22 protein-coding genes and 3 pseudogenes are annotated in these 26,092 nt (G+C 71.6%); 14 read left to right on the top strand and 11 right to left on the bottom strand.

Features of this window, described 5'->3' with window-relative positions:
- Nucleotides 1-145: 145 nt before the first annotated feature.
- A complete protein-coding gene (locus tag WJ438_RS03695) occupies nt 146-1,567 on the top strand; it encodes a lipase maturation factor family protein (protein ID WP_406723934.1) in 1,422 nt (473 codons plus the stop codon).
- A 254-nt stretch (nt 1,568-1,821) separates the two neighbouring features.
- Here the strand turns inward: WJ438_RS03695 and WJ438_RS03690 are convergent.
- Nucleotides 1,822-2,175, bottom strand: a pseudogene (locus tag WJ438_RS03690) (universal stress protein); the annotation flags it as partial.
- Nucleotides 2,176-2,291: 116 nt separating this feature from the next.
- On the opposite strand from WJ438_RS03690, the gene WJ438_RS03685 reads away from it, so the two are divergent.
- On the top strand, nt 2,292-3,137 hold the full coding sequence (locus tag WJ438_RS03685) for a polysaccharide deacetylase family protein (protein WP_406723933.1): 846 nt from the start codon (nt 2,292-2,294) through the stop codon (nt 3,135-3,137).
- A 95-nt stretch (nt 3,138-3,232) separates the two neighbouring features.
- Here the strand turns inward: WJ438_RS03685 and WJ438_RS03680 are convergent, their stop codons facing one another.
- A complete protein-coding gene (locus WJ438_RS03680; protein ID WP_406723932.1) occupies nt 3,233-3,901 on the bottom strand; it encodes a class F sortase in 669 nt (222 codons plus the stop codon).
- Between the two features lie 333 nt (nt 3,902-4,234).
- Between WJ438_RS03680 and WJ438_RS03675 the strand changes: the two genes are divergently transcribed.
- Entirely contained in the window at nt 4,235-4,732 is a 498-nt protein-coding gene (locus tag WJ438_RS03675; protein ID WP_406723931.1) for a hypothetical protein, read from the top strand.
- 570 nt (nt 4,733-5,302) lie between these two features.
- Here WJ438_RS03675 and WJ438_RS03670 read toward each other — a convergent pair.
- Nucleotides 5,303-6,067: a hypothetical protein gene (locus tag WJ438_RS03670; protein WP_406723930.1), complete on the bottom strand. Its 765-nt coding sequence runs from the start codon at nt 6,065-6,067 to the stop codon at nt 5,303-5,305.
- 43 nt (nt 6,068-6,110) lie between these two features.
- The gene (locus WJ438_RS03665) at nt 6,111-6,242 is read right to left on the bottom strand and encodes a hypothetical protein (protein WP_406723929.1); all 132 of its coding nucleotides are present in this window, start codon (nt 6,240-6,242) and stop codon (nt 6,111-6,113) included.
- Nucleotides 6,243-7,018: 776 nt separating this feature from the next.
- Between WJ438_RS03665 and WJ438_RS03660 the strand changes: the two genes are divergently transcribed.
- The 3 genes from WJ438_RS03660 to WJ438_RS03650 all read left to right on the top strand — a co-directional run bounded on the left by WJ438_RS03660 (nt 7,019) and on the right by WJ438_RS03650 (nt 11,259).
- Nucleotides 7,019-7,942: an SCO0930 family lipoprotein gene (locus WJ438_RS03660; RefSeq protein ID WP_406723928.1), complete on the top strand. Its 924-nt coding sequence runs from the start codon at nt 7,019-7,021 to the stop codon at nt 7,940-7,942.
- A gap of 363 nt (nt 7,943-8,305) precedes the next feature.
- Nucleotides 8,306-9,118 (top strand): SAM-dependent methyltransferase, encoded by an 813-nt coding sequence (locus tag WJ438_RS03655; RefSeq protein WP_406723927.1) that lies wholly within the window; start codon nt 8,306-8,308, stop codon nt 9,116-9,118.
- A complete protein-coding gene (locus tag WJ438_RS03650; RefSeq protein WP_406723926.1) occupies nt 9,115-11,259 on the top strand; it encodes a putative bifunctional diguanylate cyclase/phosphodiesterase in 2,145 nt (714 codons plus the stop codon). Before WJ438_RS03655 ends, WJ438_RS03650 begins: the two co-directional genes overlap by 4 nt.
- A gap of 184 nt (nt 11,260-11,443) precedes the next feature.
- On the opposite strand, the gene WJ438_RS03645 is transcribed toward WJ438_RS03650, so the two are convergent.
- Nucleotides 11,444-12,328 carry a LysR family transcriptional regulator gene (locus WJ438_RS03645; protein ID WP_406723925.1) on the bottom strand — a complete coding sequence of 295 codons (885 nt, stop codon included), beginning with the start codon at nt 12,326-12,328 and terminating at the stop codon, nt 11,444-11,446.
- Nucleotides 12,329-12,459: 131 nt separating this feature from the next.
- On the opposite strand from WJ438_RS03645, the gene WJ438_RS03640 reads away from it, so the two are divergent.
- The 6 genes and pseudogenes from WJ438_RS03640 to WJ438_RS03615 all read left to right on the top strand — a co-directional run bounded on the left by WJ438_RS03640 (nt 12,460) and on the right by WJ438_RS03615 (nt 18,803).
- Nucleotides 12,460-13,131 carry a succinate dehydrogenase gene (locus WJ438_RS03640; RefSeq protein ID WP_406729578.1) on the top strand — a complete coding sequence of 224 codons (672 nt, stop codon included), beginning with the start codon at nt 12,460-12,462 and terminating at the stop codon, nt 13,129-13,131.
- A gap of 1 nt (nt 13,132) precedes the next feature.
- A complete protein-coding gene (locus WJ438_RS03635; RefSeq protein ID WP_406723924.1) occupies nt 13,133-15,082 on the top strand; it encodes a fumarate reductase/succinate dehydrogenase flavoprotein subunit in 1,950 nt (649 codons plus the stop codon).
- Nucleotides 15,079-15,813, top strand: a pseudogene (locus WJ438_RS03630) (succinate dehydrogenase/fumarate reductase iron-sulfur subunit); the annotation flags it as partial. The gene WJ438_RS03635 and the pseudogene WJ438_RS03630, both read left to right, overlap by 4 nt.
- A gap of 232 nt (nt 15,814-16,045) precedes the next feature.
- On the top strand, nt 16,046-16,825 hold the full coding sequence (locus tag WJ438_RS03625) for a GNAT family N-acetyltransferase (protein WP_406723923.1): 780 nt from the start codon (nt 16,046-16,048) through the stop codon (nt 16,823-16,825).
- On the top strand, nt 16,825-17,670 hold the full coding sequence (locus WJ438_RS03620) for a lysophospholipid acyltransferase family protein (protein ID WP_406723922.1): 846 nt from the start codon (nt 16,825-16,827) through the stop codon (nt 17,668-17,670). The genes WJ438_RS03625 and WJ438_RS03620 overlap by 1 nt, the downstream gene beginning before the upstream one ends.
- Before the next feature lie 86 nt (nt 17,671-17,756).
- Nucleotides 17,757-18,803: a PRC and DUF2382 domain-containing protein gene (locus tag WJ438_RS03615; protein ID WP_406723921.1), complete on the top strand. Its 1,047-nt coding sequence runs from the start codon at nt 17,757-17,759 to the stop codon at nt 18,801-18,803.
- Between the two features lie 34 nt (nt 18,804-18,837).
- On the opposite strand, the gene WJ438_RS03610 is transcribed toward WJ438_RS03615, so the two are convergent.
- Nucleotides 18,838-19,866, bottom strand: a complete 1,029-nt coding sequence (locus tag WJ438_RS03610; RefSeq protein ID WP_406723920.1) for an LLM class flavin-dependent oxidoreductase — start codon at nt 19,864-19,866, stop codon at nt 18,838-18,840.
- A gap of 54 nt (nt 19,867-19,920) precedes the next feature.
- Between WJ438_RS03610 and WJ438_RS03605 the strand changes: the two genes are divergently transcribed.
- The gene (locus tag WJ438_RS03605) at nt 19,921-20,412 is read left to right on the top strand and encodes a hypothetical protein (protein ID WP_406723919.1); all 492 of its coding nucleotides are present in this window, start codon (nt 19,921-19,923) and stop codon (nt 20,410-20,412) included.
- 93 nt (nt 20,413-20,505) lie between these two features.
- On the opposite strand, the gene WJ438_RS03600 is transcribed toward WJ438_RS03605, so the two are convergent.
- Entirely contained in the window at nt 20,506-20,721 is a 216-nt protein-coding gene (locus WJ438_RS03600) for a dodecin (RefSeq protein WP_406723918.1), read from the bottom strand.
- Between the two features lie 424 nt (nt 20,722-21,145).
- Here WJ438_RS03600 and WJ438_RS03595 point away from each other — a divergent pair.
- Nucleotides 21,146-21,413, top strand: a pseudogene (locus WJ438_RS03595) (sugar transporter); the annotation flags it as partial.
- A gap of 9 nt (nt 21,414-21,422) precedes the next feature.
- Here the strand turns inward: WJ438_RS03595 and egtD are convergent.
- From egtD to egtA, 4 genes are read right to left on the bottom strand one after another with little or no spacing between them, the layout of a single operon-like run.
- Complete coding sequence (gene egtD, locus WJ438_RS03590) at nt 21,423-22,385, bottom strand: L-histidine N(alpha)-methyltransferase (protein ID WP_406723917.1); 963 nt, start codon at nt 22,383-22,385, stop codon at nt 21,423-21,425.
- Nucleotides 22,382-23,194, bottom strand: a complete 813-nt coding sequence (gene egtC / locus WJ438_RS03585; protein WP_406723916.1) for an ergothioneine biosynthesis protein EgtC — start codon at nt 23,192-23,194, stop codon at nt 22,382-22,384. The genes egtD and egtC overlap by 4 nt, the downstream gene beginning before the upstream one ends.
- Nucleotides 23,194-24,522: an ergothioneine biosynthesis protein EgtB gene (gene egtB, locus WJ438_RS03580; protein WP_406723915.1), complete on the bottom strand. Its 1,329-nt coding sequence runs from the start codon at nt 24,520-24,522 to the stop codon at nt 23,194-23,196. The genes egtC and egtB overlap by 1 nt, the downstream gene beginning before the upstream one ends.
- Nucleotides 24,519-25,886 carry an ergothioneine biosynthesis glutamate--cysteine ligase EgtA gene (gene egtA, locus WJ438_RS03575; protein WP_406723914.1) on the bottom strand — a complete coding sequence of 456 codons (1,368 nt, stop codon included), beginning with the start codon at nt 25,884-25,886 and terminating at the stop codon, nt 24,519-24,521. Before egtA ends, egtB begins: the two co-directional genes overlap by 4 nt.
- Nucleotides 25,887-26,092: the final 206 nt, after the last annotated feature.

Genomic DNA, 26,092 nt, shown 5'->3' with positions numbered 1-26,092 from the left:
CGACCGCTGCGGTCTTTGGGGCGTCGACCGCTCGTCCCGCTCGCCGCCTCCGTGGCGCGCACGCGCAGGGCTGCCCGGTCGCCCCGGTGGTGTACGGAGGGTCACAGGCGCGACGGCGGGACAATGGGGGAGGGAGCGCACGGCCGTGGAGTGGTTCACCGCATCCGAGTACTGGCTGAGCCGGCTGGTCTTCCAGCGGGCGCTGGCCGGCCTGTACCTGGTCGCGTTCCTGACGACGGCGCTGCAGTTCCGTGCGCTGATCGGAGCACGCGGCATGCTGCCGGTGCCCCGGTACGTGGAGCGGGTGCCGTTCCGGCGGGCGCCGAGCCTGTTCCACCTGCACTACTCGGACCGCTTCTTCGCGCTCTGCGCGTGGGTGGGCTGCGCGGTGTCGGTGGCGCTGCTCGCGGGGCTGGACTCCTGGCTTCCCCTGTGGGGCGGGATGCTGCTGTGGCTGGTGCCGTGGGCGCTGTATCTGTCGATCGTGAACGTGGGGCAGACCTGGTACGCGTTCGGCTGGGAGTCGCTGCTGCTCGAGGTCGGTTTCCTCGCCGTGTTCCTCGGCAACGACGAGGTGGCCCCACCGGTCGTCGTGCTGTTCCTGCTGCGGTGGATCCTGTTCCGGGTCGAGTTCGGCGCCGGGCTGATCAAGATGCGCGGCGACGAGTGCTGGCGGAAGCTGACCTGTCTGTACCACCATCACGAGACCCAGCCGATGCCGGGGCCGCTGAGCTGGTTCTTCCATCATCTGCCGAAGCCGCTGCACCGGGCCGAGGCGGCCGCGAACCACGTCACCCAACTCGTGGTGCCGTTCCTGCTGTTCACTCCCCAGCCGATCGCCACGGCCGCCGCCGCGCTGATGATCGTCACACAGCTGTGGCTGGTGCTGTCGGGCAACTTCTCCTGGCTGAACTGGATCACGATCGTGCTGGCCCTGTCCGCGGTCGCGTTCCCCGCCGATCCGCCGGACACGGCCGGCGCCCCGCTCTGGTACGTGGTCGTCGTCCTCGTGGTGTCCGCGCTGCTGCTCTGCCTCGCTTACCACCCGGTGCGCAACATGCTCTCCCGCCGCCAGGTGATGAACCGCTCGTTCGACCCGCTCCATCTGGTCAACACCTACGGGGCGTTCGGCAGCGTCAGCCGGGTCCGGTACGAGGTGGTGGTCGAGGGCACCGCCGACGAGGTGCCCCGGGCGGACTCGGACTGGCGGGAGTACGAGTTCCGGGGCAAGCCGGGTGATCCCCGGCGCTGGCCGCGCCAGTTCGCGCCGTACCATCTGCGGCTCGACTGGCTGATGTGGTTCGCCGCGCTGTCGCCGTCCTACGCCGGGCCGTGGTTCGGCGCGCTGGTGGAACGGCTGCTGGAGAACGACCGTGACACGCTGCGGCTGCTGCGTCGCTCCCCGTTCCCGCCGGGCGCGCCGCCCCGGTACGTGCGCGCCCGGCTCTTCCGCTACCGCTACACCTCCTGGCGTGAGCTGCGGGAGACGGGGGCGTGCTGGGAACGGACGTTCGTGCGCGAGTATCTGCCGCCGACCCGGCTGGCGGGGGCTCCAGGAACACGCTGAGACGGTGCTTCAGCCGTCCGCGGGGCCGGTGCTCCGCCATGAGCAGGGCGAGCGGTCCGGCGGGGAGGAGGAACGGCCCCTCGGGTACGGCCTGGAGTGGATCGCACATCGGCCACCCCATCAGTGTGAAATCTTGCGCTGTCCCGGTGAGTTCCTGCGGGCCGGGTGTCAGGGCGCGGGCCTCGTGGAGGTGGGCGCGTGCGCACGAAACCCTTCCGCTGGGCGGACGACCTCGCCGCCCTGCTGCGCCACCTCGACTTGAGGTCGTCCGCCGCCTTCACCATGCCGTTGCAGGGGTCGCCACGGAACGTGTGGAACTCCCAGCGGAAGTCGAACACCCCACGGACCCGCTCGGCCGCCTCCCTGACCCGCGCCACCAGTTCCTCGGCGATCTCGTCGGTGGCGTCGGCCACCGGCGCCCCGAGCGCCGCACCCGCCGCCATCACCGGCCGCACGTACACCACGGCGAGCAGCGCGTGCTGCCGCCGCGCCAAACCGGACGTAGAGGCCGCCGCGCGCAGTGAGGAGTCGGAGCCGCCCACTCCGACCACGATCACCTTCGGTCCGGCCGTGCCCCGTTCGAACAGAGTGGAGTGCTGTTCCGTCACGGCCCAGAGGCCATGGACCCCGGCACCGGCGGAGTGCTGGGCCGAGCGGGTGGAATCGTCCCGCCGCACCGGTGTCACCGAGGTCCGCCCGTCCCTCGGCGGGCGAGTGATGAATCATGCAAAATGATCAGTTGCTCACGCGGCGCCGAGCGCTGCTCGCCGGTATCGGCGCCGCCGTCGTGGGAGCGGCCGGCACGGCCGGAGTCCTCATGACGGGCGCCGGCACCGACGCGGTACGCCCCGCCGCGCCCGCCGCCGGAGGCCAGGCCGCCGGCCGCCCGCTCAAGCCCTCCGCGTACCGCCTCAGGCCCCTCACCGGCTACGGCCCGCCGAAGAGCGTGCCCCGCAGGACCCCGGTGCGGAGCGCACCGCTGCTGCGGGTGTCCGGACGGGGTCGCACCATGGTGCTGACCTTCGACGACGGACCCGACCCCCGCTACACCCCGGACATCCTCGACACGCTCACCGCGTACGACGTACGGGCGATGTTCTTCGTGTGCGGGGAAATGGCCTCCTACCACAAGGACCTGCTGGCCCGCATGTCCGACGAGGGGCATGTCGTCGGCAACCACACCTGGTCCCACCCCCTGCTCACCACTCTCTCCAGGAGCAGGATCCGCTCCGAGATGGAACGCACCAGCGACGTGATCGAGGACGGGTACGGCGAGCGCCCCCAGTGGTTCCGCGCGCCCTACGGGGCCTGGAACCGCGCCGCCTTCCAACTCGGCGCCGAACTCGGCATGGAACCCCTCGCTTGGACCGTCGACACCCTCGACTGGACGTCCCCGGGCACCCGCACCATCGTCGACCGGGTGGAGAACGGCGCCGCCCCCGGCGTCGTGGTGCTCTCGCACAACGCCGGGGGCGAGCGGTCCCAGAGCGTGCGGGCGCTGCGCGACTATCTGCCCGAGCTGCTGGACTCCGGCTACCAGGTCACCGTGCCCCGCCGGCAGTACACCTGACACCTGAGCGGGCGCCTGTCCCGGCCGGCCCCGTGCGTCCGGGCCGGCCCCGGTGGGCCGTCGCGGACGCTCCGCCCAACCCGGGCGGGACCCGCTCAGCGGACCTCGGCCAGTCGGGCGAAGACGACGACGTTGCCGTCGTAACCGTCCTGCTGGGTGAAACCGCCTCCGCAGGTGATGACCCGCAATTCCGCCGTGCCTTTCGAGTTGTAGACCCGGTCACCGGGAAAGTCGTTCTTCGCGAAGACCTCGACGCCGTAAATCTCGAACTCCGCGGTCTTTCCGTCCTTGCGTGCGATCTCGACGCGATCGCCCTTCTTCAGCGCGCCGAGCCCGTAGAAGACGGCTGGACCCCGGGCGTTGTCGACATGGCCGACCACGACCGCCGTGCCCTTCTCCCCGGGGGTGACGCCGCCGGTGAACCAGCCCGTCAGATTGGGGTCCTCGGGCGGTGGCGCGTCCACCCATCCCTCCGCGTCCAGACCCACCGCCATGACCGGCGCGTCGACCTGGATCGCCGGAATCCTGACCTGGCCCGGCACCGAGTACGGCAGCGGTGTCACCGAGTCGCCCGCGGTACCACCGGGCACCTGGCTGTCGGTGGCGGCCGCCACGGCGGGTTGCGGCGGCCCCACGTCGAACTCTCCCGAACCGTTCCGGATGAGCGCGAGGCCGGTGAGCAGAACCAGCGCTATCACGCCCCACGGAGCACGCCTCTTCCGCCGCGCCTCCTCTTCGATTTCCGCCGGTTCGAAAGTAGACATTCGCTTTTCCCCTCTCGGCACGGCCGTCGCCGCGTCACTTGCGCATGATGGAAACGCTAGGTGCCGCGCGCGCGACCGGCGACGGGGGAAAGGCGAACGGGTGGCCGGGCCGTCATTCAGTGCGCCATCCGGGGTTCCGCCGAACGGAGATCTCCTGACAGCCCGTGACCTGCGGTGATATCCGAATGCGTGAATGTGTGCGGGCGCCGCCTCACCGGGACGGACCATTGCCGAAATGCGCGCCGGGGCAACGCAACTGAGGGTCTTGAGGGGAGGCGCTTTCTCGCCGATCGACCGGGGACCGGCCCCGGGGTGCCTTCCGCGGAGGAACACATGCGCAAGTCACGTGCCCTGGCGTCCGCGGGCGCCGCCGTCGCCGTCCTCGGGCTCGCCGCCCCGGGCGCCCTCGCGGACGGCGGTCGGGGCTCCAGCCCGTCCAATATCGTCGCCCTGCCCAGCGTCATCGCCCGGGGCGGCCAGTTGACCATCACGGTCGACGGCTGCCCCGACGGCGGCCACGCGAGTTCCAACGCCTTTCCGAGGACCGGACTGTCGCCCATCCACGGGGGCGATGACAGCGCGAAGGGCACCGCCACCGTCCACTCCGACGCGCGCGCCGGCTCGTACGACATCACCGTGCACTGCTCCGGCCGGAGCCTGACCAGGCCGGTCGCCTTCACCGTCATCGGTGGGGTCCGCGGCGGCCTCGGCGGCAGCAGCACCGAAGGGGCGACCCCGACCGACATCGCCATCGGCGGCGGACTGGTGACCGCCGCGGTCGCCGCCGGAGGTGTCTTCTGGATGCGCCGCCGCGCCGAGAAGCGGATCTGAGTCCCAGTCCTTTCGGGCAGCCTTTTCTCGCATGTGTGACTTCAGGGCTGTGCCCCGGATCCCGCCCGGGCCCGGGGCACAGCCCCGAGGGTACTGAAAACCCGTCAGGCGGAGCCGTCCTCCGTGCCGTCGCGGCGGGCGAAGCGGTGCGCGGCGCCGACCGAACCCGCGATGAGCGCGGCACCGCGCCCGCTCTCGCCCTCGTGGTGCCCGTGGCGCCGTCACAGGTGAACCCCGCCCGGTGGGCAACGCCAGGCCCGGCGTCCCGGTCGACCTCCGTCCTCGCCCTGGAGCGATCCTTCGGAATGTGCGGCGGGAGCGACGCGTATCGCGTGCATGACGAGTCCTCCGGATCCCGAGGGGCAGCGGCGGACCTGTTCCGCTCGCGCCGGAAATACGCCTCGATGACCGAAACCCTAGAAAGCCGCACCGGGGCGCGCGATCGCAGTCGCGCTAACGGGGCATTCCTGTAGGCCGTGCGGGGGAACGCGTTGCGGCGGCCGGGGGACGCGCACGGCGTGGCGCACGCTCCCGTGGCGGGTGCCGTGGTGGGTGCCACGGTGGGGCCTGTCAGTCTCCGACGTGGGGGAACAGGAGGAGGAAAGGATCGGCCGGGGCGGCGAGACCCCGGCCGAAGGGCGCGTCGAAATCCCAGATCAGGAAGAGCAGGAAGGCGATCAACGCGGAGAACAGTCCGGCGAGGACCAGCTCACGGCCGGTGCGACGGATCTGCAGCGCGAAGATCATTCCGATGGTGATGACGGCCCCGGCGATCAGCCCGAACCACACCACGCCCGGCATGGTCTCCTCGGCCGACTCCGCCCGCGCGGCGCGCGCCTGGTCGGCGGCGGACACCTGGTCGACGAGCGGCTGATAGGCCTGCGCCTCGAAGTCCGTCCGCGGTTCGTAGTCGGTGACGTCCCGGCGGACCCGGTCGAGGAGGTCCGTCCCGCGTTCGGTGACCCGGCCGTCGTCGGCCATGACACGCCACTCGGTGGTGACGACGTGTCCGACATAGGCGTTGACATCGTCCCGGATGCGATCGCGGACGTCGGCCGGATAGATCCGTACCCGCTCCGAGATCTCGTGCAGCGCCACCGCCTCCGCCCGCACATGCTCCTGCGCCGCGCCGCGGCCCTCCCAGACGCCGGCGATGGCCAGGCCCAGGACGATGGCGTACACCACGCCGATCCACATCGTCATGTACTCGATGACGTCCGGGGTCTCGCTGGGGTCCTCGTCGTCGGCGGCCGTGCGGTGGCGTACGAGAGTGATGACGACCACCACGACGCAGACGGCCAGCATCGCGAGGGTGAGAACAAGCCATTCCGGCAAGAGGTGCCTCCACGGCGGACAGGCCCTGGGCGGGCACTCGGGTTCAGCGGGGTCGCAGCGCGGCGACGGCGACCACGGCGGGCGTGGTGATGAGCAGGACGAAGGTGAGGGGCGACGTGGCGCCGCCGGAAGGCCGTTCGGCCGGGGGTGCCGCCCGGTACCGCGGATAGCGCACGGGCGTCGCGGACGGAGGTGGCGTGGGTGCGGGGGTGGCCGAGGGCGCCGGGACGGGCGAGGGGCGCGGCGCCGGAGTGGACGTGGGGGTGGGAGCGGGAGTGGGGGCCGGACGGGCGGGCGGCGCGGGGCGGACCCGACGCGGAGGCGGCGGAGGCGGCGGTTCGGGCTTCGCCGTGGGGGTGGGCTTCGGTGTCGGAGAAGGCGGCGAGGGTGGGGGAGCGGGTGGTGGCGGGGTCGGCATGGGTTCGGGCGGGGGAGAGGGTGTGGGCGTGGGCGGTGGCGGCGCGGGGGGTGAACAGGGCGGAGGGAGCGGCCAGGTCGCGCTGCCGGCGACCGCCACCGCCTCCGTTCCCCCGGTCCCGTCGAGGCGTAGGCGCAGGCGTCGGCCGTCGCCGCGCCCGGGGCGCCGACGACTGTCCAGGCGAGCGTCGCCACCGCCAACGCGCGTGCGGCGCGTGCGGATCGGGTCGGTACAAGTCCTTGCACGACGAAGATCATGAGCCGGGACACGCCGGGACACGCGCGAGTCCCGGGTGAATGCCCCGATGGAGGTAGATCCGTCATCTCCCGGTTGGTTCGGGCCGATCACCCGTTGGGGAACGACGTACTGACGTGCGATGCGGCAGGGAGGCACGCAGGCGGATCGGGGCGGAAGTGCGGGTTCCGGAAAAATATGAGCCGCCGTTGAACACGGCAGGTGCCCTCGTGCGTACTCCACGTCGAGCGGCGGCGCAGTAGGGCGCTGCAACACCCTTGCGATGATCTGGAGTTGAGATGAAGACCTCCTGGCGGACCGCCTCACTGGTGGTGAGCGCCGCGGCGGTGCTGACGCTGACGACGGCGTGCGGTCAGGACACCGCGCCGCCGGCCAGCAGTCAGAACGTCGGCGCCTCGGCCGCGCCCGGGGACCTCGGGGGCATCGACACGGGGGCCGGTGCGGAGTCGTCCGAGGCCCCCGTGGGCGGCGCGGGCACGCTGGGCGTCGCCACCAACGCCGAACTCGGCAAGCTGGTGACGGACGAACTCGGGCTCACCCTCTACCGCTTCGACCAGGACACCGCGCAGCCCCCCAAGTCCAACTGCGAGGGCGACTGCGCCAAGACCTGGCCCCCGGTGCTCGCCGACGACGCCAAGGCCGGAGAGGGCATCGACAAGTCACTGCTGGGCGAGCTCACCCGGGCGGACGGCACCAAGCAGCTCACCGTCGGCGGCTGGCCCGCCTATCGCTACGTCAAGGACGTCAACGCCGGCGACGTCGAGGGCCAGGGCGTGGGCGGCAAATGGTTCGGGCTGACCCCCGAGGGCAAGAAGGCGCAGGCGGCCGACCAGCCAGGCCTGTCCACCCGCAAGGATCCCGAACTCGGTGAGATCGTCGTCGACAAGGACGGCATGACGGTCTACCGCTTCATGAAGGACGAGGCCTGGCCGAAGCCGGTCTCCGCCTGCACCGGCGCGTGCCTGGAGAAGTGGCCGGTGGTGGCGCCGGTCGACATCAATGACACCAAGGGCATCCGGAAGAAGAACTACATGGTCTTCACCCGCCCGGACAACGGTGCCGACCAGCAGACGATCGGCTGCTGGCCGATCTACACCTTCGCCGGTGACAAGGCCGCGGGTGACACCAACGGCCAGGGGGTCGGCGGCACCTGGTACGCCGTGCGGCCGAACGGAGAGCCGGTCGGCGCGCCGAAGAAGTAGCGAAGTAGCAGCGACCTCCCCGGGCGCCGTCCATTTCCGGCGCGCCACCCCTCGGTCCGCCTCTCCGCGGGATACGGAGAGGCGGACCGTTTTGCCGTGATTGACCAGAAGTCACGGAATTTCCCGTGGTTTTCCCCGCTACTCCTCCCCGTGCCCGTTTCTTCGTCGGGTCCGCTTCACACGTGCCGGAACTCTCCGGAATGCCGCGGGCGCTTTTCGTAGTGTGTCCACGAGTGTCGATTCGGCACATGCCGCGGGCAGTGACCGGGAACGGATGGTCAATTTCCGTTTCAGGTCGCTCCTTTGGCAGGCGATCAGTAGCCTCGGCTCGAACACCGGATCGCCTACGCTGTGGAGAGATACATGGAGCGTCCCGCCTGGGCCCCACGGAGCATCGACATCACGGTGCCCAGTGTTTCCCGGATGTACGACTACTACCTGGGCGGTTCGCACAACTTCGAGGTCGACCGGGAAGCGGCCCGCAGGGCCATGGAGTTCATGCCGGGACTCCCCAAGACCATGCAGGCGAACAGGGCGTTCCTGCGCCGGGCGGTACGTTTCGCGGTCGGCGAGGGCATCACCCAGTTCCTGGACATCGGCTCCGGCATCCCGACGTTCGGCAACGTCCACGAGGTGGCGCAGACGGCCGTTCCCGGCGCACGGGTGGTCTACGTCGACCACGACCCGGTGGCCGTCGCGCACAGCCAGGCCGTTCTCGAAGGCAACGACGACGCTGGCGTCGTCGCAGGCGACCTCCGAAAGCCCCGGGACATTCTGGCGAGTTCTGAGGTGGGGCGCCTGATCGACCTGAATCGGCCGGTGGCGCTGCTGCTCGTTGCCGTACTGCACTTCGTGGAGGACACGGACGACCCGTACGCGGCAGTGGCCGAACTGCGCGAGGCCCTCGCGCCCGGCAGTATGCTGATGCTCACCCATGCCTCGTACGAGGAAATCCCGTTGCCGCCGGAGCGGGCCGGTGGCGCGGTGGACGTGTACAAGGACATCCGCAACCCGTTGATCATGCGCTCGCGTGACGAGATCGCGCGGTTCTTCGAGGGGTACGACATGGTGGAACCCGGACTGGTGCCGATGCCGCGGTGGCGGCCGGACACCGCACCGGAGGACGAGGATCCCTACGAGCTCTCCGGCCTCGCGGGCGTGGGGCGTACCGCGTGAGCGCGGAGCCGGACGGGCCGGAGGGCAGACTGCGCCGGTTCGCGACGATCTGGAGCCGGGCGGTCTTCCCGGTGACCTCGACGTCGTCGACCCGACCCGAGTTCGAGGAGCAACTGCTCCCGCTGGCCCGGCGATTGAGCGAAGCGCTGCTGGCCAGGGCCTTCGACCCGGACGCCGGCCAGGCGGTCGGCGCCGCCCTGGTCCAGGCACACTGCACCGATCCGGAGGCGCTCAGCCGGACCCTGGACTGCGTGGACGCCTACCTCGTCCTGTACTGCGGCGGGGACGGCGACCGCGAGGGTCTGCGGGCGCGCAGCGCCAGGCTGCAGCACGCCATGGCCGCCGGGTTCGCGCGGGCACTGCGGGAGCGGACGCTGGCCGAGCAGGAGGCCATCGCCCAGGCCGCCCTGGAGGCGCAGGGAGCGGTGGCGCAGGCCCTGCACGCCACCGAAGCCAGGTTCCGCGCGGTCTTCGAAGGCGCGGCGATAGGAATCGGCATCGCCGACCTCGACGGCAACGTCCTGCAGGTCAACGGCGCCCTCCGGCGCATGTTCGGCCTGTCCGAACAGAGCCTGCGCAGCCGCAACGTCAGGGAGTGGACGCACCCCGACGACCCCCCGCAGACCTGGAACCTCTACGACGAGCTGGTACGCGGCGACCGCGAGCACTACCACCTCGAGAAGGCGTTCTACCGCCCCGACGGAACGGCCCTGTGGACCAATCTGACGGTGTCCCTGCTGCGCGACGCCGACGGCGAACCGCAGTACCAGCTCGCACTGATGGAGGACACCACCGAGCGGCGGCTGCTCAACCTCCGGCTGCGCTACGAGGCCACCCATGACGCGCTCACCGGCCTGCCCAACCGCACGTTCTTCTTCGAGCGGCTGGAGAAGGCGCTCAGCGCCGGCTCCGGACAGCGCTTCGGCCTGTGCTACCTCGACCTGGACGGCTTCAAGACCGTCAACGACAGTCTCGGGCACGCCGCGGGCGACCGGTTGCTCGTCGAGGTCGCCGACCGGCTCCAGTCCTGCGCCACCGCGCCCGGCGAGATGGTCGCCCGGCTCGGCGGCGACGAGTTCGTGGCGCTGACCACAGGCCCCGACACCGAGCACACGGTCGACGAGCTCGCCGCCCGCATCATGAACGCGCTGCTCGCCCCCATCGGCGTCGACGGCCGCGACCTGACCGTGCGCGGCAGCATCGGCGTCGTCGAGGGACCGGCCGGGGAACGCAGCCCGGCGGAGGTGCTGCGCAGCGCCGACATCACCATGTACCGGGCCAAGTCGGCGGGTGGCAACCGCTTCGAGCTGGCCGATCCGGAGTCCGACGCCCGCGCCATCACCCGGCACGGACTCACCACGGCACTGCCCGCGGCCCTGGAGCGGGGCGAGTTCTTCATCGAGTACCAGCCGCTGGTCCACCTCGGCGACGGCAGCGTTCGGGGCGCCGAGGCGCTGGTGCGCTGGCTGCACCCGCAGCACGGCGTGCTGTCCCCGGACCGGTTCATCCCGCTCGCCGAACACACCGGACTGATCGTCCCGCTGGGCCGCTGGGTGCTCGAGCAGTCGGTGCGCCAGGCTCGCGCGTGGCAGGAGCGGCACGGCGGCGCGGAGGCGTTCGGCCCGCTGCGCGTCAACGTGAACCTCTCGCCCTGCCAGCTCACCCACCCCGGCCTGGTCCAGGACACCGTCGACATTCTGGAGCGCACCGGTGTCGAGCCGGACGCGCTGTGCCTGGAGGTGACCGAGTCGGCGCTGATCGGCGCGGACGACGACCTGCTGAAGCCGCTGCGCCGGCTGGCGGAGATGGGCGTGGACATCGCCCTGGACGACTTCGGCACCGGCTACTCCAACCTCGCCAACCTGCGCCGCCTCCCGGTGAGCGTCCTCAAGCTGGACCGCTCCTTCACCCAGAGCATGCAGCAGTTCCCGGCCGACCCGGTCGACCTCAAGATCGTCGAGGGGATCGTCTCCCTGGCCCACAGCCTCGACCTCGCCGTCACGGTGGAGGGGGTGGAGACGGGGGCGCAGGCCGAGCAGCTCCGCATACTCGGCTGCGACACGGCGCAGGGCTGGTACTACGCCCGCCCCGGCCCACCGGAACGCCTGCACGACCTGGCCCTGGCCAACGCGACGGGCTGACGCGGCACCGCCCGTACCGGCCGCCGACCGGTACCACTGCCGACCGTGCGGACGCCGCGCGCCGTGCACCCGCGGGAACCTCAAGGCGGCTCCCAAGCCGTGAGCTCGCGGTTCGAGGGTGCTGCCGGAGTTGCCGGAGCTGCCGGAGCTGCGGGGAGGGCGACGGGTGGGCCGGCCCACCGGCTCACCGCTCCAGGAGCATCCGCTGCAGTTCCCGGGCCGCGCGGGGCGGAGCCACGTCGCTGCGGTGGGCCAGGGCGATGGTGCGGTGGAGGCCGGGGCGTGCCAGGGGTGTGACCCGCAGGCCCTGTCCGGACCGTGCGGCGACCATGTGGGGCACCACGGCGACGCCCAGCCCCGCCCGCACGAAGCCCAGCACGGCGTCCATCTCCCCGCCCTCCACCGCGAAGTCCGGTTCGAAGCCCTCCGCGCGGCACGCGGCCACGGTCAGCTCCCGCAGGTCGTAGCCGTGCCGGAACATCACCAGCCGCTCGCCCTCCAGATCGGCGACGCGCACGGTGCGGCGGCCCCGGCCGGGCTGAGGGGCGTCGGGGGAGGACACCACCACCAGGTCCTCGCGCAGCAGCTCCACCGTGGTGAGGGCGGGGGAGGGGGTCGGCAGGGGCAGGACGACCAGGGCCAGATCGAGCGCACCACGGGCCAGCTCCCGTACCAGGTCGTGGGAGCCGCCCTCCTCGACCAGCAGCCGGACGCCCGGGTAGCGGTCGTGGAAGGCGCGCAGCACGTCCGGCAGCAGACCGGTGCACAGGCTCGGCGTCGCCCCCAGCCGTACCCGGCCGCTGCGCAGCTGCACCAGCTCCTGCACCTCGTGCCGGGCCGTGTCGGCGTCGGCCAGGATGCGCCGCGCCAGCGGCAGCAGCGCCTCGCCCGCATCGGTCAGCGTGATGTTGCCGCGCGCCCGCAGGAACAGGTCCGCTCCCAGCTCCCGCTCCAGCGCCTTGATCTGCTGCGAGAGGGACGGCTGCGCGACATGGACCATTTCGGCGGCCCGGGTGAAGTGCCGGGTCTCGGCGACCGCCACGAAGTACTGGAGCTGCTGGAACTGCATGAGCCCAGCATAGACCTTCTATAGGTGCTGTCTATGGAAACGAGCTGGACCATGTCTTGGACCGATGGGGTCCTTTGGCCCTAGCGTGTGGTGACATGGCTCTGGCAACGCAGACGGACCGACGGCCGTCCATCGCACGCACTGTGTGGGACTCGACCGTCGGCAAGAAGACAGTGATGGCCGTCAGCGGCCTGATCATGCTGCTCTACCTGGTCGCCCACATGATCGGCAACCTGAAGATCTACTTCGGGGCCGTCGAGTTCAACGAGTACGCACACTGGCTGCGCACCATGGGCGAGCCCCTCCTGCACTACGAGTGGGCGCTGTGGGTGGTCCGGGTCGTGCTCCTCGTCGCGGTCGTCGCTCACGCCGTCTCCGCGTACCAGCTCAGCCGCCGCGACATCAAGGCGCGCCCCAGCAAGTACGTCCACAAGAAGGCGCGGACCAGTTACGCCACGCGCACCATGCGCTGGGGCGGGATCATCCTCGGCCTCTTCATCGTCTGGCACATCCTCGACCTGACCACCGGCACCGTGCACTCCGGCGGCTTCGAGACGGGCAAGCCCTACCAGAACGTCGTGGACACCTTCTCCACCTGGTATGGAAACGTCATCTACATCGTCGCGGTGCTCGCCCTCGGAATGCACATCCGGCACGGCTTCTGGAGCGCCGCCCAGACCCTCGGCGTCGGCAGCCGCACCCGTGACCGCGCGCTCAAAGCCGTCGCCAACGTCCTCGCGCTGCTGCTCACGCTCGGCTTCGTCGCCGTACCCGTGGGCGTCATGACCGGAGTGGTGAGCTGATATGACTACCTATGCCGAGTATGTGACCGGTGAGCCGGTCGCCGACACCAAGGCCCCGTCCGGGCCGATCAACGAGCGCTGGGACACCCGCCGCTTCGAGGCCAAGCTGGTCAACCCCGCCAACCGGCGCAAGCAGACCGTCATCGTCGTCGGAACCGGCCTGGCCGGCGGCTCCGCCGGTGCCACGCTCGCCGAACAGGGCTACCGCGTCGTCCAGTTCTGCTATCAGGACTCCCCGCGCCGCGCCCACTCCATCGCCGCGCAGGGCGGCATCAACGCGGCGAAGAACTACCGCAACGACGGCGACTCCGTGCACCGCCTGTTCTACGACACCGTCAAGGGCGGCGACTTCCGCTCGCGCGAGTCCAACGTGCACCGTCTCGCGCAGGTCTCCGTCGAGATCATCGACCAGTGCGTCGCCCAGGGCGTGCCGTTCGCCCGCGAGTACGGCGGCCTGCTCGACACCCGATCCTTCGGCGGTGTCCAGGTGTCCCGCACCTTCTACGCCCGCGGCCAGACGGGCCAGCAGCTCCTCCTCGGCGCCTACCAGGCGCTGTCCCGGCAGATCGCCGCCGGGAACGTGGAGATGCACCCGCGCACCGAGATGCTCGACCTCATCGTCATCGACGGCCGGGCGCGCGGGATCGTCGCCCGGGACCTGGTCACCGGGAAGATCGACACCTATTTCGCCGACGCCGTCGTCCTCGCGACCGGCGGCTACGGCAACGTCTTCTACCTGTCGACGAACGCCATGAACTCCAACGCGACCGCCGTCTGGCGGGCGCACCGGCGCGGCGCGTACTTCGCCAACCCCTGCTTCACCCAGATCCACCCCACCTGCATCCCGCGCACCGGCGACCACCAGTCCAAGCTGACGCTGATGAGCGAGTCGCTGCGCAACGACGGCCGTATCTGGGTGCCGAAGGCGAAGGGCGACGACCGCCCGCCGAACAAGATCCCCGAGGACGAGCGCGACTACTACCTGGAGCGCATCTACCCGTCCTTCGGCAACCTCGTCCCCCGCGACATCGCCTCCCGCGCCGCGAAGAACGTCTGCGACGAGGGCCGGGGCGTCGGCCCCGGCGGCCAGGGCGTCTACCTCGACTTCGCCGACGCCATCAAGCGGATGGGCCGCAAGGCGGTCGAGGCCAAGTACGGCAACCTCTTCGACATGTACCAGCGGATCACCGACGAGGACCCGTACCGGGTACCGATGCGGATCTACCCCGCGGTGCACTACACGATGGGCGGCCTGTGGGTCGACTACGACCTCCAGACCACCGTCCCCGGCCTGTTCGCCATCGGTGAGGCCAACTTCTCCGACCACGGCGCCAACCGCCTCGGCGCCTCCGCGTTGATGCAGGGCCTGGCGGACGGCTACTTCGTCCTCCCGGCCACCATCAACGACTACCTCGCCCGCAACCCGCACAAGGACGAGGTCAACGCCGGCCACCCGGCGGTGCGGGAGGTGCTGACCGAGACCGAGGAACGGCTCAACCTTCTGCTGTCCGTGGACGGCGACCGCACCCCCGACTCCTTCCACCGCGAACTCGGCGAACTCATGTGGGAGTTCTGCGGCATGGCCCGTACCGAGTCGGGCCTGCGTAAGGCGCTGGAGCGCATCCCGCAGATCCGCGAGGAGTTCTGGCGGCGGATCAAGGTGCCCGGCACCGGCGAGGAGTTCAACCAGTCGCTGGAGCGGGCCAACCGCATCGTCGACTACCTGGAGCTCGCCGAGCTGATGTGCCTCGACGCGCTGCACCGCTCCGAATCCTGCGGCGGCCACTTCCGTGAGGAGTCCCAGAGCCCCGAGGGCGAGGCGGCCCGCAAGGACGAGGAGTTCTCCTACGCCGCCGCCTGGGAGTTCACCGGCACCGGCGAAGCCCCCACCCTGCACAAGGAAGACCTCGTCTTCGAGTACGTCCACCCCACTCAGCGGAGCTACGCATGAAGCTCACCCTGCGCGTCTGGCGGCAGAAGAATGCCGACGCCGACGGCGCCATGTCCACGTACGAGGTGGACGGCATCTCGCCCGACATGTCCTTCCTGGAGATGCTCGACACCCTCAACGAGGAACTCACCCTCAAGGGTGAGGACCCCGTCGCCTTCGACCACGACTGCCGCGAGGGCATCTGCGGCGCCTGCTCGCTGGTCATCAACGGCGACGCCCACGGTCCCGAGCGCACCACCACCTGCCAGCTGCACATGCGGTCCTTCAAGGACGGCGACACCATCGACGTCGAGCCGTGGCGGGCGTCGGCCTTCCCGGTGGTGAAGGACCTCGTCGTGGACCGGTCGGCGTTCGACCGGATCATCCAGGCCGGCGGCTACGTCAGCGTCCCCACCGGCTCCGCGCCCGAGGCGCACGCCACGCCGGTGCCGAAGCCGGACGCGGACCTCGCCTTCGAGCACGCCGAGTGCATCGGCTGCGGCGCCTGCGTCGCGGCCTGCCCGAACGGGGCGGCGATGCTCTTCACCGCGGCGAAGATCAACCACCTCAACGTGCTGCCGCAGGGCGCGCCCGAGCGTGAGACCCGGGTGCTCGACATGGTGGCGCAGATGGACGAGGAGGGCTTCGGCGGCTGCACCCTCGCCGGCGAGTGCGCCACCGCCTGCCCGAAGGGCATCCCGCTGACCTCCATCGCCGGGATGAACAAGGAGTGGCTGCGGGCCACGCGCAAGGGGCCGGCCGGTAACCACCGGGCGGGCAGCGGGAAAGCGTTCGCCAGGGGGCGGACGGCGGGACCGGGAGTGGTGCTCATCCCCGGTCCCGTTTGCCGTCCGGGTGATGCCTGGCATTCAGCATCCCCACATCCGCACTCCCGGCTCACGTCACGTACACGCCAACCGGCACAGGCAGAAACAAGGGGGAGTCCCCACCTTCCCCGCTCCGGCGCGTGACCAGGAGAGAGCCATGACCGGCGTGCTGACCGCAGCCCACCCCGCGAAGCCCGCGGCACCCACCCGCTACACCGTCACCCTCGCCCGCGACGAGGAGGACGTGCGCGCCGCCCAGCGACTGCGGCACGACGTCTTCGCCGACGAGCTGGGCGCCCTGCTGTCCACCCCCCAGCCGGGCCTGGACGTCGACCCCTTCGACGCCTACTGCGACCACCTGCTCGTCCGCGAGGAGGTGAGCGGCCAGGTCGTCGGCACCTACCGGCTGCTGCCGCCGGAGCGCGCCGCGGTCGCCGGACGCCTGTACGCCGAGAACGAGTTCGACCTCGGCGCGCTCGCCCCGATCCGGCCGGGCCTCGTCGAGGTCGGCCGCTCCTGCGTGCACCCCGACCACCGCGACGGCGCGGTCATCGGCCTCATCTGGGCCGGCATCGCCCGCTACATGGTCGACCAGGGCCACGCGTGGCTGGCGGGCTGCTGCTCCATCCCGCTCGCCGACGGGGGCGCGCTCGCCTCCGCCACCTGGGACCGGGTGCGGGGCAAGCACCTCGCTCCCGAGGAGTACCGCGTCCGCCCCCTGCTCCCGTGGCGGACGAACCCCGGGGCACCTGCGGTGCCCGCGGCCCGCACCGAGCTGCCCGCCCTGCTGCGCGGCTACCTCCGGCTCGGCGCCTGGGTCTGCGGCGAGCCCGCGCACGACGTGGACTTCGGCGTCGCCGACCTGTACGTACTGCTGCCGATGGACCGGGTGAACCCGCGCTACCTGCGGCACTTCCTCTCCCTCGTACCGGCCTGATGAGCGCCTGGCTGCCCGCCGCGCCCTGCACCCCGAGCGGCTGTGTGGAGCCGACGAGGGCCGCGACGGGCGTACCGAAGGCGGTGCTGCGGCTGACGGCGGTCGCCGTCCTGGTCCTCGCCGGGGTGGCGCTGCTGCCGATCGGGCGGCGGGTCCCGGCGGGGCTGGTGGGCCGCTGGTGCCGGTGGATCGTGCGGGCCGCCGGAGTCCAGGTGCGTGTCATCGGCGCCGCCACCCCCACCGGCGGGCTGCTCCTCGTCGCCAACCACATCTCCTGGCTCGACATACCGCTGCTGAGCGCGGTCCGCCCGGCCCGCATGCTGGCCAAGTCCGAGATACGGCGATGGCCGGTGGCCGGGCCGCTGGTGGGACGCAGTGGCGTTCTGTTCATCGACCGTGACCGCTTGCGCGCCCTGCCGGACACGGTCACCCGGATCGCCGGGGCGCTGCGCGAGGGCGCGGCGGTCGCCGCCTTCCCCGAGGGCAGCACCTGGTGCGGCCGCCGGCAGGGCTCCTTCCGCCGGGCCGTCTTCCAGGCGGCGCTGGACGCCGGGGTCCCGGTCCAGCCGGTCCGCATCCACTACCGGAGCGCGCACGGAACACCGGCCACCGCCGCGGCCTTCGTCGGCGACGACACCCTGTTCGCGTCCCTGTGGCGGGTGGTCTCGGCCCGCGGTCTGGTCGCCGAGGTCGAGATACGGGCCGCGATCGCGTCGGGTAGCCACCCCGACCGCCGCGCCCTGGCCGCCGCCGCGCAGCCGCCGGCGGCCGGCGACTTCGGGCGGGAACATCCGGTCGAAGACGTGCGGGGGCGGCCACCAGAAGTGAGCGCTGTCGAAAGTTAAGTGCACTTTGTCCCTTACGTGAAGTTTCCACGGTGCTGACGAGGACATCCGGACGGGAGCGACACCTGAAAGGAGGGTGAGGCCAGATGATCACCCGCGATGAGGTCAAGATCCTCCTGGATCACCCCGTCTACGACGGCGAGGGCAACAAGATCGGTGAGGCCAAGCATGTCTTCTTCGACGACATGAGTGGCCGCCCCGAGTGGGTGAGTGTCAAGACGGGCATGTTCGGCTCCAGCGAGTCGTTCATTCCCATCCGTGACGCCGAACTGGTGGAGGACCACCTCGAAGTCCCGTACCTCAGGGACAAGGTCAAGGGCGCGCCCGAGGTCGACGTCGACTCGCAGGGCCACCTGTCGGAGTCGGAGGAGCACCGGCTGTACGAGTACTACGGCATCGACTGGAGCGGTGTGCTGCGCGACGACACCGGGCGTTCCGGCGAGGGCCTCGGTGACCGTCGCCCCGGCATGGGCAAGGCAGGAACGGCCGGCGCGGCGGGCGCCGCCGGCGCGGCGGGTGCGGCCGGCATGTCGGGCACGACCGGAAAGGCCGGGACGCCGGGCACGACGGGGACAGCGGGCGCCGCTGGAACAGCCCGCACGACGGGCAGGGACCGGACGACGACCACGGCGGCAGCCGGCGCCGCGGGAACGTCGGCGACGACCGGGAAGGCAGGCAGGACCACCGAGCGTGGTGGGCCCGGCGCCGACTCCATGACGCGCATGGAAGAGGAGATGCACGTCCGCGTCGAGCGACGCGAGACCGGACGGGCCAGGCTGCACAAGTACGTCGTGACGGAGGAGGTCGAGCAGACCGTGCCGGTGCGCCACGAGGAGGTGCACGTGGTGCGCGAGCCGATCGCGGAGGCCGACCGCGAGGCCGCGCTCTCCGGCGCGGAGATCGGCGAGGCCGACTACGAGGTCACGCTGCACGAGGAGCGCCCCGTCGTGGAGACCAGGGCGGTACCCGTGGAACGGGTGCGGCTGACCATGGAGGAGCGCATCGAGAACGAGACCGTACGCGGCCGGGTCCGCAAGGAGCGCATCGAGAGCGAGGGAGTGCCGGACGACATCATGCGGAGCGACGAAGCGACCCGGCGCGGCCGCGACGTTCCGCGGCGCGGCCGCGGCTGACCGGGCGGAACCGCGTGCGCGCCTGCGAGGCAGCTCACCGGCGCGCCGCGCCGCCGCCCGTCCCCGGGACACCGGCGAGCCCGGCGAGCCGCCGGTAGGAGTCCAGCAGGGCCGTACGGTCGTGGGTACTGGTGGTGACCAGGACCTCCTGGGCGCCCGTCTCCTTCAGCACCGTCTCCAGTTCGTCGGCCACCTGCTCCTCGGTGCCGGCGATGTGGCCACTGAGCCCGGACTCGTACAGGCCGCGCTCCTTGGCCGTCATGGGGAGCGACTCGACGCGCTCGGCGGGCGGCAGCGGCGGGAAGGTGCCGCGGGTCCGGGAGTGCGCCATCGACCAGGCCTCCGGAACCAGCAGCCGGTGGGCCTGTTCGGGCGTGCCGGCCACGGCGACCGTGCCGGAGATCACCACGTACGGCTCGCTCGCCCATGCGGACGGGCGGAACCGGGCGCGGTAGTCGTCGATGCCGCGGAGCATCCGGTCGCGGCCGCGCAGGTCGCCGATGACCATCGGCAGACCCGCGCGAGCGGCGATCGCCGCACCCTCACCCATGGCGAGCACGAACGGGGGCACGGCCAGTCCCTCGGCCGGGCGGGCGTGCACCCCGGTGGGGGAGGTGCCGCGGAACCAGCCGAGCAGCTCGTCGATCTGGGCGCCGAAGTCCTCGGCGTCGTCCTTGCCGCGGCCCAGGGCCTTGCGCACCCCGTCGGTGAAGCCGACCGAGCGGCCCAGGCCCATGTCCACCCGTCCCGGGAAGAGGGACTCCAGCACCCCGAACTGTTCTGCCACGACGAGTGGTTGATGGTTGGGCAGCATGACCCCGCCGGTCCCGACACGGATCGTCCCGGTCGCCGCGGCGACGGCGGCGGCCAGCACCGCCGGCGCGGAGCCGGCGACCCCGGGCACGCCGTGGTGCTCGGAGACCCAGAACCGGTGGTAGCCGAGCCGCTCCACCTCCCGCGCCAGCCGCACGGTGTCACGCAGCGCCTCGGCACCGGTGTGTCCCTCACGGGTACGGGAACGGTCGAGGACGGAGAAACGGGTGCGGGCGATCAGCGGAGTCACACCCGGTTCAACGCCTGGTCCGCCACCGCATTCCCCCTGTCTAGGCTGGGCGGTGTGACCGACAGTGAAAAGCGCCCGCTCGCCGTGTTCGACCTGGACAACACCCTCGCGGACACCGCACACCGGCAGCGGTTCCTGGAGCACAGGCCGCGCGACTGGGACTCCTTCTTCGCCGCCGCGCCCCACGATCCGCCCCTCGCCGAGGGCATCGCGCTGGTGCGCGAGAGCGCGCGGGAGTGCGAGATCGTCTACCTCACCGGGCGTCCGGAGCGCTGCCGGCGCCACACGCTGGACTGGCTGACCGCCCACGGGCTGCCCGAAGGGCCGGTCCACATGCGCGGCGACGCCGACCGGCGGCCCGCCCGGTACACCAAACTCGCGATCCTGCGACGCCTCGCCCGCACCCGGGAGATCCGGATGCTCGTGGACGACGACGAACTGGTCTGCGCGGACGCCCGACGGGCCGGGTTCACCATCGTGCACGCCCGCTGGACGGCCCCGTCGGGGGAGCTGAAGGCGGCGCAGGAGCGGGAGGGGCGGACCTGACGTCTCCCCCTCCCGCAGGTGCGTACCGGGGCCCCGTGCCTCCTCACGTACCGCTTCCGCTCCGGTACGGGGCCGTTCTCCTCCGGAGCAGGCTCAGTCCGTTTCCTCCAGGCGGAAGCCGACCTTCAGGCCCACCTGCCAGTGCGCGATCCGGCCCTCCTCGATCTGACCGCGCACCTGGGTCACCTCGAACCAGTCCAGGTTGCGCAGGGTCTGCGAGGCGCGCTCGACGCCGTTGCGGACGGCCTGGTCCACGCCGTCGGGCGAGGTGCCGACGATCTCCGTGACCCGGTAGATGTGGTCCGACATGCGGGTGCTCCTCTCGACGGCGGCTCCCACCGGTACGCGGGACGCCTCTTGGTGTCACACGTCACTCCACCGTGCCTCAGGCCGTGGCGTACCGCGAGACGTCGACCGCTCCGGTCCTCGATGTCCGCCGGTCACCCGACCCCTTGACCCCCGAATTGGTCCATACCAATATGCGGGGCACCCGTGCGAGCCCCCACGCTCGCCCCCACGCCGGGCCCTTCGCCCTGTCCGTCAGACAGAAACAGGACCCCTCGTGAGACGTCGCCCGCTCGCCCTCGTCTGTGTGTCCGTCCTCCTCCTCGGCGGCTGCGGCCTCTTGCCGGGGGGCAAGGGACACGAACGGCAGACCCTCACCGTGTGGTTGATGCGGCACAGCGCGTCACAGGAGTTCCTGGACCGCTTCACCGAGGACTTCGAGCGCACCCACACCGACCTGGCCCGCACGAGGGACTACGTCCCCGACAAGACCACCCTCGCCGACGCCGTGGCCGAGGAGGAGGGGGGCCGCGGCCATGGCGGCCGGAGCCGCACAGGGCCGGGCGACCCCCAGTACCCCCGAGTGGGGCGCGGTCGAGGCGGACAACCCGATCAAGGAGTACATGACGAAGGTGCTCACCGGGGCCGACCCCGCCACGGAGGCCGAACGCGCCTCACGGCGCATCACCGAAGCCCTGGACCTCGACCCGCAGTGAAGCTCTACGTCAACGCGCCACGCTCAGCGACAGCGCGAACCGCTCCTCCTCGTCCGTCCACCATCGGGCCAACTCCAGCCCCGCGACACCAAGTTCCTCCCGTACGCCCTCCTTGCGGAACTTCGCCGAGATTTCGGTGCGCAGTTCCTCGCCCGCGCCGAAGTCGACGGCGAGGCCGAGCGCGGGCACCTTCACCGTCTGCGCCCCGCGCGAGCGCAGCCGCATCTCGACCCACTCGCGCTCGGCGTCCCACACGGCCACATGGTCGAAGGCGGCAGGATCGAAGTCGGCGCCCAACTCCCGGTTGATCACGGTCAGGACGTTCTTGTTGAAGGCGGCCGTCACCCCGGCCGCGTCGTCGTACGCCCGGACCAGTACCTTCTCGTCCTTGACCAGGTCCGTGCCCAGCAGCAGCGCGTCACCCGGGGCGAGCAGCCCGCGGACGGAGGCGAGGAAAGCGGCCCGCTCGGCGGGCAGCAGATTGCCGATCGTGCCCCCGAGGAACGCCACGAGGCGCGGGCCCGGGGTGTCGGGCAGCGTCATCCGGCCGGTGAAGTCGGCGATCAGCGCGTGCACGGCCAGGCCCGGCCGCTCGGCGACGAGCGCCTGCCCCGCCCGGGTCAGGGCGCTCTCACTGACGTCGACGGGGACGTAGGTGTGCAGCCCGGTCAGGGCGTCGATCAGGTGGCGGGTCTTCTCCGAGGAACCGGAGCCCAGTTCGATCAGGGTGCGGGCACCGGCCGCCGCGGCGATCTCACCGGAGCGGGCGAGCAGGATCTCGCGTTCGGCGCGCGTCGGATAGTACTCGGGCAGCTCGGTGATCTCTTCGAACAGCTCACTGCCGTACGCGTCGTAGAACCACTTCGGCGGCAGCGTCCTGGGCCTGCCGTTCAGGCCCTGGAGGACGTCGGCGCGCAGGGCTGCGTCGGTGGCGTCCTCGGGCAGGGTGCGGGTGAGCAGGAAGGGACTCACGTGCGGGGCTCCTTCGGGGGTGCTGATGGGTCGGTGGGCGCCAGGACCTCGCTCGGCTCCTTGAGCGGGGTGAGCAGCACGTCGGTGCGGCTCGCCGCCAGCAGCGTGCGGTCGGGGACCTCGCGCCAGTGCGGATCGTCGTCGTAGGGCTCCGAGGCGACGACGGTGCCGCCGCCCGGCCGGGTGAGGTACCACAACGTGTCGCCCCACGCGGTCGCGGTGATGGTGTCGCCCTGGGTGAGCAGCAGGTTGAGCCGGGAGCCGGGGGCCGCCGCGGCGACCTCCAGCACGGTGTCGGCCAGCGCCTGCCCCTCAGGTTCCCCGGGGTACCCGGCTCGCAGCCGGGCGAGCACGAGGGCCCACACGAACGCGGAGTCGCTGCGGGCCTCCAGCGACAGCACGTCCTCGGCGGGCAGGGATTCGGCGAGCGGCGCGAGCGCGCCCGGCCAGCCCCGCACGGCACCGTTGTGGCTGAACAGCCAGGTCCCCGCGGCGAACGGGGCCGCCGCGGCCTCACTGTCCGCGCCCGACAGGGTCGCGTCCCGTACGGCGGCGAGCAGCGCCGGGGTGCGGACGACCCGGGCGAGATCGGTGAACGACAGGTCCGCCCAGATCGGTCCGGCCCTGCGGTACCGGGCCGGCACCGGGTCTCCCGGCGCGTACCAGCCCACGCCGAAACCATCGGCGTTGACCGTTCCGTACCGCTGGCGCCGGGGTTCCCACGACTGGCGGTACAACCCGTGCGGCGGGTCCACGAGGAGCCGGCCGAGCGGTTCCTCGGGGCCCATATAAGCGATATGACGGCACATCAGGCGCTCTCCGAGCGTGCCGTGCGGAAGCCGGAGAAGATCTGCCGCCGGACGGGGTGGTCCCAGTTGCGGAACGTGCCCCGGCAGGCCACCGCGTCCACCGCGAACGAACCGCCGCGCAACACCTTGTACTCGGGCCCGAAGAACACCTCCGAGTACTCCTTGTACGGGAACGCCCTGAACCCCGGGTACGGCAGGAAGTCGCTCGACGTCCACTCCCACACATCACCGATCAACTGGCGTATCCCGAGCGGCGACTCACCGGCCGGATAGCTCCCCGCGGGCGCGGGACGCAGGTGCCGCTGGCCGAGGTTGGCGTGTTCCGGACCGGGCTCGGCGTCGCCCCAGGGATAGCGCGCCGAGCGGTCGCCGGCCGGGTCGTGGCGGGCGGCCTTCTCCCACTCGGCCTCGGTGGGCAGCCGGCGTCCGGCCCAGCGCGCGTACGCGTCGGCCTCGTACCAGCACACGTGCAGCACAGGCTCGGCGGGCGGTACGACCTCGGTGACACCGAAGCGGCGCCGCAGCCACTGCCCCGCGCCGGACGTGCCGTCCCGGTGCCAGAACAACGGGGCGGTGACGGAGTTCCGGCGGATGTGGGCCCAGCCCTCCGCGGTCCACCAGCGTGGGTCGTCGTAGCCGCCGTCCTCGATGAACGCCCGGTAGGCGGCGTTCGTCACCGGGGTGGTGTCGATGTGGAACGGCGCCACCTCGCGCCGGTGTGCCGGGCGTTCGTTGTCCAGGGCCCACGGCTCGTCGGAGGTGCCCATGGTGAACGGGCCGCCGGGAACGAGCACTTCGGACGGACCGGTGAACAGCGGCACCGGCTCCGGATCCGGGGCGGTCAGGGCCCGCGGCCCCTCGCGGAGCTGATGAGTGATCAGCATGGTCTCGTCGTGCTGCTGTTCGTGCTGCGCGATCATCCCGAAGGCGAAGCCCGCCTCCGTCAGCCGCTCGCCGTGGAACGCGGTGCCCTCCAGCACGTCCAGCGCCCGGCCGCGCACGTCCGCGGCGTAGCGGCGGGCCTCCTCGGGAGGCAGCAGCGGCAGCTTCGGCCGCGCGGCGCGCGGATGCTCGAAGGCGTCGTAGATGCTGTCGATCTCGGGCCGTATCGCCTCCTGCCCGGCAACGGCCCGCAACAGCCACTGCTCCTCCTGGTTGCCGATGTGGGCGAGGTCCCACACCAGGGGCGACATCAGCGGCGAGTGCTGAGCGGTGAGATCGGGTTCGTCGACGCAGCCGGTCAGCAGGGTGGTCCGGTCGCGCGCGGTGATCAGGGCGGCGACCGCGCGCTCGCGCAGGCTTTCGGCGTCGAGGGCGGGGTCGGTCATGAGCGGGTGTCCTTCCCGTGCGGAGGCGCTCCGTGCGGGTGCGTGCGCGGGTGTGCGCGCGTGCCGGCCGCGGCGGTGCCGTCGGTGCCGACGGCACCACGGGCGCGCAGGGTGTCGAGCAGTTCGTCGGCGGGGCAGCGGCCCCGGGCGACATAGCGGTCCCGGTACGCCGCCACCGCGTCCACGACCTCGGGCGTGGCGCCCAGTCGGGGCAGCGCCCGCAGCGCCGCGGCGAAGCAGGCGACGGCCACTTCGCGCAGCTCCGGATCACCCAGGCCGCCACGGGCCGCGTTCCGCCACAGCGGATTGTGCGGCGCCGGCACCCCGTGGGTCCGTTCGGCCAGCGGCTTCACCGCCCGATAGGCGGTCTCGGCGGCCTCCGGATCGTCGAACAGCGCCGTCGTCACGGCCAGCGGCACGATCCAGCCGTCGTCACCGGGCTGCGCGTCGATCATCCGCAACTCCAGGTGACCGCGCGGCCTGACCGGTGGAAACAACGTCGTGACGTGGTAGTCGAGATCGTCCCGGGTGGGCGCCCTGGGCGCCCTGGACCTGGTCCACTCACGGAAGGTCAGCCCCTCCGGTACGTCCCACGGACCGCCGTCCCGTCGTACGCACATCACCGGCGCGTCCAGGACGTGGCGGACCCAGGCCGCGCGCGGATCGGAGTTCAGCACGGGGCCGCCCGCGCGACCGGTGCCGATCTGCGTCCAGCGCAGCTGCCGGGTGGACAGCCAGCCGGTCGGCCGGTGGCCGGCCAGCGGGGAGTTGGCGAACGCGGCGACCAGGACCGCGCCGAGCTGGTGTGCCAGCCACCAGCGCCGCACATGACCGAGGACGCCGGGTTCCTCGTACCCGGCGTCCAGACACACCTGTACGGACGCGGAGGTGCACATCATGGCCCGGCCGGCGGGGCCGGTGCGGTCGAGGCAGGCCTCCATGGCGTCGTAGCGCGGTTCGCGCAGGAACCGGCGTGGTGTGTGCCAGGGATCGTGGCCGAGGCCGACGAGAGTGAGATCGTCCTCGCGCAGTACCGCGCGGACGGCGTCGAGGTCGGCGCGGACGGTGTCGACGCACTCCATGAGGGAGGCGGCGGGCGGCGAGCTGAGTTCCAGCTGGCCGCCGGGTTCGGCGGTGAGCGCCGAACTCAGGGGCACGGTCCGCAGTGCGGCGTAGGCCGCTTCGAGTCGTTCGGATGTCACGGGGAGCTGCGGGGCACGCAGCTCGTGGACGAGCCATTCCACCTCGACTCCGAGGCGGCGCGGCGGTCCGGTCTTGAAGCAGATGCCGCGGACCAGCGCATCCACCTCGGCTTCGGTGACGGCGGGACGTGGCTCGGTATGGCCACTTACCGAATCGGACATGTGGGAATCCTCCTGAGATGCCACCATGTCGCCGGCCGGGTCCTTTGGGCCGGCCCGGCAACAACCCGTCCACCCAAAACTCTCGCGACGCTCGGCACAAGGGCGCCTGGCGGGGCGTTCCGGATCTGTCGTCTCTCCGTCCCGCCCGCTTCCGAGGGCTTGTGCGTCCCTTTCCCGGGCCTTCCGGGTGCGGAAAAACTCCGTTG

It is taken from the genome of Streptomyces sp. GD-15H (assembly GCF_045291515.1).
In the GTDB taxonomy this organism is placed as follows: Bacteria; Actinomycetota; Actinomycetes; order Streptomycetales; family Streptomycetaceae; genus Streptomyces.
The sequence above is the reverse complement of the archived record's forward strand: the minus strand, read 5'-3'. Positions and strand labels throughout refer to the sequence as shown.

What these genes read in the sequence shown, in the direction of transcription:
- WJ438_RS03685 (WP_406723933.1), top strand. Translation starts at nt 2,292, where the DNA reads ATGCAAAATGATCAGTTGCTCACGCGGCGCCGAGCGCTGCTCGCCGGT.
- WJ438_RS03680 (WP_406723932.1), bottom strand. Translation starts at nt 3,901, where the DNA reads ATGTCTACTTTCGAACCGGCGGAAATCGAAGAGGAGGCGCGGCGGAAG.
- WJ438_RS03675 (WP_406723931.1), top strand. Translation starts at nt 4,235, where the DNA reads ATGCGCAAGTCACGTGCCCTGGCGTCCGCGGGCGCCGCCGTCGCCGTC.
- WJ438_RS03660 (WP_406723928.1), top strand. Translation starts at nt 7,019, where the DNA reads ATGAAGACCTCCTGGCGGACCGCCTCACTGGTGGTGAGCGCCGCGGCG.
- WJ438_RS03655 (WP_406723927.1), top strand. Translation starts at nt 8,306, where the DNA reads ATGGAGCGTCCCGCCTGGGCCCCACGGAGCATCGACATCACGGTGCCC.
- WJ438_RS03645 (WP_406723925.1), bottom strand. Translation starts at nt 12,328, where the DNA reads ATGCAGTTCCAGCAGCTCCAGTACTTCGTGGCGGTCGCCGAGACCCGG.
- WJ438_RS03635 (WP_406723924.1), top strand. Translation starts at nt 13,133, where the DNA reads ATGACTACCTATGCCGAGTATGTGACCGGTGAGCCGGTCGCCGACACC.
- WJ438_RS03625 (WP_406723923.1), top strand. Translation starts at nt 16,046, where the DNA reads ATGACCGGCGTGCTGACCGCAGCCCACCCCGCGAAGCCCGCGGCACCC.
- WJ438_RS03620 (WP_406723922.1), top strand. Translation starts at nt 16,825, where the DNA reads ATGAGCGCCTGGCTGCCCGCCGCGCCCTGCACCCCGAGCGGCTGTGTG.
- WJ438_RS03615 (WP_406723921.1), top strand. Translation starts at nt 17,757, where the DNA reads ATGATCACCCGCGATGAGGTCAAGATCCTCCTGGATCACCCCGTCTAC.
- WJ438_RS03600 (WP_406723918.1), bottom strand. Translation starts at nt 20,721, where the DNA reads ATGTCGGACCACATCTACCGGGTCACGGAGATCGTCGGCACCTCGCCC.
- egtC (WP_406723916.1), bottom strand. Translation starts at nt 23,194, where the DNA reads ATGTGCCGTCATATCGCTTATATGGGCCCCGAGGAACCGCTCGGCCGG.
- egtB (WP_406723915.1), bottom strand. Translation starts at nt 24,522, where the DNA reads ATGACCGACCCCGCCCTCGACGCCGAAAGCCTGCGCGAGCGCGCGGTC.
- egtA (WP_406723914.1), bottom strand. Translation starts at nt 25,886, where the DNA reads ATGTCCGATTCGGTAAGTGGCCATACCGAGCCACGTCCCGCCGTCACC.